At 39.9% G+C, this 4,643-nt stretch carries 5 protein-coding genes; 3 read left to right on the top strand and 2 right to left on the bottom strand.

Annotation, left to right across the window (positions count from 1 at the left end; translation table 11 throughout):
- Positions 1–32 precede the first annotated feature (32 nt).
- Entirely contained in the window at positions 33–548 is a 516-nt protein-coding gene (locus FJR06_RS18640) for a TIGR02652 family protein (protein ID WP_041457824.1), read from the bottom strand.
- Between the two features lie 238 nt (positions 549–786).
- Between FJR06_RS18640 and FJR06_RS18635 the strand changes: the two genes are divergently transcribed.
- From FJR06_RS18635 to FJR06_RS18625, 3 genes are all read left to right on the top strand, one after another.
- Complete coding sequence (locus FJR06_RS18635; protein WP_041457827.1) at positions 787–1,290, top strand: gamma carbonic anhydrase family protein; 504 nt, start codon at positions 787–789, stop codon at positions 1,288–1,290.
- 228 nt (positions 1,291–1,518) lie between these two features.
- On the top strand, positions 1,519–1,644 hold the full coding sequence (locus tag FJR06_RS18630) for a photosystem II protein Y (protein ID WP_168652010.1): 126 nt from the start codon (positions 1,519–1,521) through the stop codon (positions 1,642–1,644).
- An 85-nt stretch (positions 1,645–1,729) separates the two neighbouring features.
- Positions 1,730–2,983 (top strand): folylpolyglutamate synthase/dihydrofolate synthase family protein, encoded by a 1,254-nt coding sequence (locus FJR06_RS18625; RefSeq protein WP_168652009.1) that lies wholly within the window; start codon positions 1,730–1,732, stop codon positions 2,981–2,983.
- 190 nt (positions 2,984–3,173) lie between these two features.
- Here FJR06_RS18625 and FJR06_RS18620 read toward each other — a convergent pair whose 3' ends face one another.
- Positions 3,174–4,472, bottom strand: coding sequence for a sugar ABC transporter substrate-binding protein (locus tag FJR06_RS18620; RefSeq protein ID WP_168652011.1), 1,299 nt, complete (start codon positions 4,470–4,472; stop codon positions 3,174–3,176).
- Positions 4,473–4,643: the final 171 nt, after the last annotated feature.

Genomic DNA, 4,643 nt, shown 5'->3' with positions numbered 1-4,643 from the left:
CTTCGCCCCTACTGACCACTGACCACTGACTATTACTCAAACAACCGGAAATATGGGTAACGCACTGGTACACCAGGTTCTTTATCCAAATCAAAGTTAATCACTTCCCAGCAAGGTTCTGTGGCTGAATCAGGGCTAAACTCTACAGGTAAACCATATAACCGCGCCCCCGTAGCAACTTCCCCTTGTCCAGAACGCCAAGGTGTACTCCGTTCCAAATAGCCACTCATTAACTCCTGATAACGGTTAGCGACAATTATCCTCGTAGCCCGATAACCTTGAGTATAAAGCTTGTCTAAAGCTTCGTGAATTTCAAACCGAATCCCATCAGGATGAGTATGTTGACGATACCATTCACCATCCCATCTGCGCCAATGACGACCAGACTGTAAATGGACTAACTCCCCAGTTTTGGGTTCAGCTTCAAATGCGCCATGACGAGGACATAGATAAGTATCCGTCAATGTTAAAGCCGAAATAATTTGGCGACAGTGAGGACACTGTATTTCAGGGCCAAATATCGGGTACTGAAAGCCTGGATTTATCATGAAGTGCGTATAAACATAGTATTGTTTTTTGCCAGCACCAGTAGGTTTAAGATTACACTCCTGCTCCACTACTTTAGATAACTTGCTCACTGCTACATAAAAATGAAGATAGTGCCTGAGAACAAGTTTCACAACCGTCTGATGATAGAAGTCCAACGCTGTGATATTCTGGTTTGGCAACCAGCCCTAAAGGTTGGAGTTTCTCCAGTGTTCCTGGGTACCATATCCATATTCTATCGTGTCTATCTCTTGTGACTGGAAATCTGCTGAATTTTCTCAAGCTGCTTTTGTGGCAGCCAACGCTGTAATCATTGGTTCTGTAAGCATAGCAGCCAGAGCCAGCGTTTGGTATGGATCTGTGGTTAGAGGTGATGTAGAACGAATTGAAATTGGCGAATGTACAAATATCCAAGACGGCGCAATTCTCCATGGTGATCCAGGCGTACCCACAATCTTAGAAGATCATGTCACTGTCGGCCATCGCGCTGTGGTACATTCTGCTCACATTGAAAGTGGTAGTTTAATTGGTATTGGTGCTATTATCCTAAATGGTGTAAGGGTCGGTACAGGCAGCATTATCGGCGCAGGTGCAGTAGTCACTAAAAATGTCCCTCCCGGTTCTCTAGTCATGGGTGTTCCCGGTAAAGTAGTCCGTCAACTCTCAGACACAGAAATCACCGAACTCATAGAACACGCTGAAAAATACTATCAATTAGCCCTGCTTCATGCTGCTAATGGGTGATTGGTGATTGGTGATTGGTGATTGGTCATTGGTGATTGGTCATTGGTCATTGGTCATTGGAATAAACTTCTTACCTGCTCCCTGTAACCTGTCACCTGTCACCTTTTCCCTGACTTTTAATCAAACTTTACATATAAGCTTGAAAAAATTCCCCACTTCAGATCACAATAAAAGTTGAGAACTGTTGATAAAACTTAAGATTTTTTAATTTACAGAGGACTTCTAGATATGGACATTGATAATCGTGTATTAATTGTTTTAGCACCAATAGCGATCGCTGCTGGTTGGGCTGTTTTCAATATCGGTGCTGCTGCTCTTAGACAAGTCCAAAACTTTTTGAACAGAGAAGCATAATTTTAGGTAATGGGTAATAGGTGATTGGTAATGGGTAATAGGGAACAGGGAAGTTATTTATCCAAAATACCAATCACTAATCACCATGAACGTAGATTCTTTACTCCGACCTTTTCAGCATTTTGGTGTGAATTTGGGGTTATCCCGGATTGTCGATTTATTGGCAAAGCTGGGAAATCCCCATCACCAAGTACCAATTATTCATGTCGCTGGGACTAACGGAAAAGGTTCTGTTTGTGCTTACCTGTCTGCGGTACTTACTGAGGCTGGTTATAAAACCGGACGCTACACCTCTCCCCACTTGGTTGATTGGACAGAAAGAATCTGTGTTAACGAACAACCAATTGATGATAATAAACTGTGTGAATTAATACTGCAAGTTCAAGCAGCTATTAACCCAAAGGAAGAATCACCTACCCAATTTGAAGTAATTACCGCTGCGGCTTGGTTATATTTTGCCCAGAAACAAGTTGATATTGCCATCATTGAAGTAGGATTAGGAGGGCGTTTAGATGCCACCAATGTCTGTGATAATCCTTTGATAACAGTTATTACTTCTATTAGTCGAGAACATTGGCAACAACTTGGACCCACTTTAGCCCATATTGCCAAAGAAAAAGCGGGAATTATCAAACCAGGATGTCCTGTGGTTATGGGTTCATTGCCAGCCGATGCCGAGAAAGTCGTGCAATCGCGTATTCTAGAATTACAATGCCCAATTTTTACCCCGCAACCATCTCGACAAATTAATCAAAATTGGGCAGAATATCAAAAAATAGAAAGTTCTGAATTTATAAAATATCCATTACCATTACAGGGACAAATTCAATTACATAATTCAGCTTTAGCATTAGCAGCTTTGGAAATATTGCAAAAACAAAATTGGCAAATTTCTGAAGAAGCTATTATTCAAGGAATGGCTAAAACCAAGTGGCCAGGGAGAATGCAATGGATAACTTGGAAAAGTCATAAACTCCTCATTGACGGCGCACACAACCCAGCTTCAGCAACCGTTTTACGTAATTATGTAGATAGTCTCAACACCAAAAATATAACTTGGGTAATGGGAATGTTAACCACTAAAGATCATGGTGAGATTTTTCATGAACTTCTTAAACCAGGAGATCAATTATATTTAGTTCCAGTACCCGATAGTAATTCAGCAGATTTAGCAGAATTAGCTAAGTTAGCAACATCAATTTGTCCAGATTTGAATTTTTGTCACACCTATTCAGATGTATTGTCAGCCTTAGACGCTGCTTTTATTGCTACAGATAATCAAGTTGTATTATGTGGTTCTTTGTATTTAATTGGTTATTTTTTGGCAAATGGAATTTAAAAAAAGAAAGTAAGCGATTTTTTTGTCAGAATCAGGATTTCCAGGATTTGAGGATGTACAGGATTGTAATTTATGAATTTTTTGATTGATATTTTCTATCATTAAAAAATCCCTATTTCCAATAGTCTCATCAACAATAACATCCTGTAAATCCTTTAATCCTGGTTATCCTGATTCTGAGAATTACCGATTACCGATTATCCCACTGCTGGGCAGCATCTTCCACAGCTTTATCTACAGTTTTTTGTCCTAACATTGCCGCTTGTAAATTTTCGTAAATTGATTTTTGCAAAACTTTAAAATCTTTGAGTTTGGGGGTTAATACCTCAGCCTGTTTTAATTGTGTCGCACTAATTACCCGCCCCTTTTCCGCTGTCGTAGCATTAGCGGGAACTTCCTTAAAGTAAGTATCCGACAAAGCCTTAATTGTCGAAGGTAGGACGTTAGCAGCTTTAGCAAAGGCTAATTGGTTTTCGTCATTCGTAACAAATAAAGCAAATTTAACAGCTTCATCAGGATATTTACTATCACGAGGAATTACGATATTCATGACAGCAACATTTTTCTTACCTGTATCACCCGTAATTTGTGGGGCAATTGCGGAAGCTTGGGCAACCTTGGGGGCGTTATTAGCAATGGTTTTCAGAAACTCAGGCCCAGAAGCTAAAAAAGCCGTTTCTCCAGATTGGTATAAATCTATGGCATGACGATGCCCTTGGGTTAAAGATTCTTTTGGTAACAAACCTTTTTTATACAAATCTACCCAGTATTGAAAAGCAGCTTTTCCTTTATCCGTATTAAAACCAGCTTTACCTTCAGCATTAACTAGGGTGACACCCATTTGTACCAAGGATTCCAACACCTCACCAGAGTCTTGGGGAACAAAGGTAGCGAAGAAAGCATACTTACCAGTTTTATCTTTAATTTGTTGCGCTGCTTGCCCTAATTCTGCATAAGTGGCAGGAGGTTTCGTAATACCTGCTTGTTTTAGTAAATCAGTGTTATAAATAGTTAGTCGCGTGGTGAGATACCAAGGAATGCCAAAACTCTTATCATTGAGGCTACTTGCTTGCCAAATATTTGGCAAATACGTGGAACGGACTTGACTGGGAATTTTGGCATCCAAATCTAACCAAGCATTCTTACCCGCAAGTTGGGAAGCAAAGTCGGGATTAAGGTTAACAACATCTGGTGGCATTTTTGCTGAGACTGCTGTTAAAATCTTATTCTCCATTGCCGACCAAGGCACATCTACCCATTTAACTTTTATACTTGGGTTTTGTGATTCAAAAGTCGTAATTAGACTTTGAAAGTAGTTGGTAAATTGCGGTTGGAGTTGCATTGTCCAAAACTCAATCGTGGCAACTCCAGTTTTAGCAGGTTTGGGATTATTGCCAACATTACCTGTGCCGCAGCTAACTAGCCAACTAGTAAATAAGCCTAGTAATGCCCAACAAACCAGTTGTTTAAATTTTTGCAATCGAATCATCGTAGTAGGTGATAGTATTTTTAGAATTAATCTGGGTAAGAAAAAGGATAGTGAATTGTGGAGACTATAGGATATATCAATTTTGGTAATAGGTAATGGATAATAGGTAATGGTGGTAATGGTTAAAAATTCTTGCCTGACAACTGACAACTGTACGGGCGAAGCATTTGG

This window comes from Dolichospermum sp. UHCC 0352, assembly GCF_009711925.1.
Lineage (GTDB): Bacteria > Cyanobacteriota > Cyanobacteriia > Cyanobacteriales > Nostocaceae > Dolichospermum > Dolichospermum lemmermannii.
This window is presented reverse-complemented; position numbering and strand designations above follow the sequence as displayed.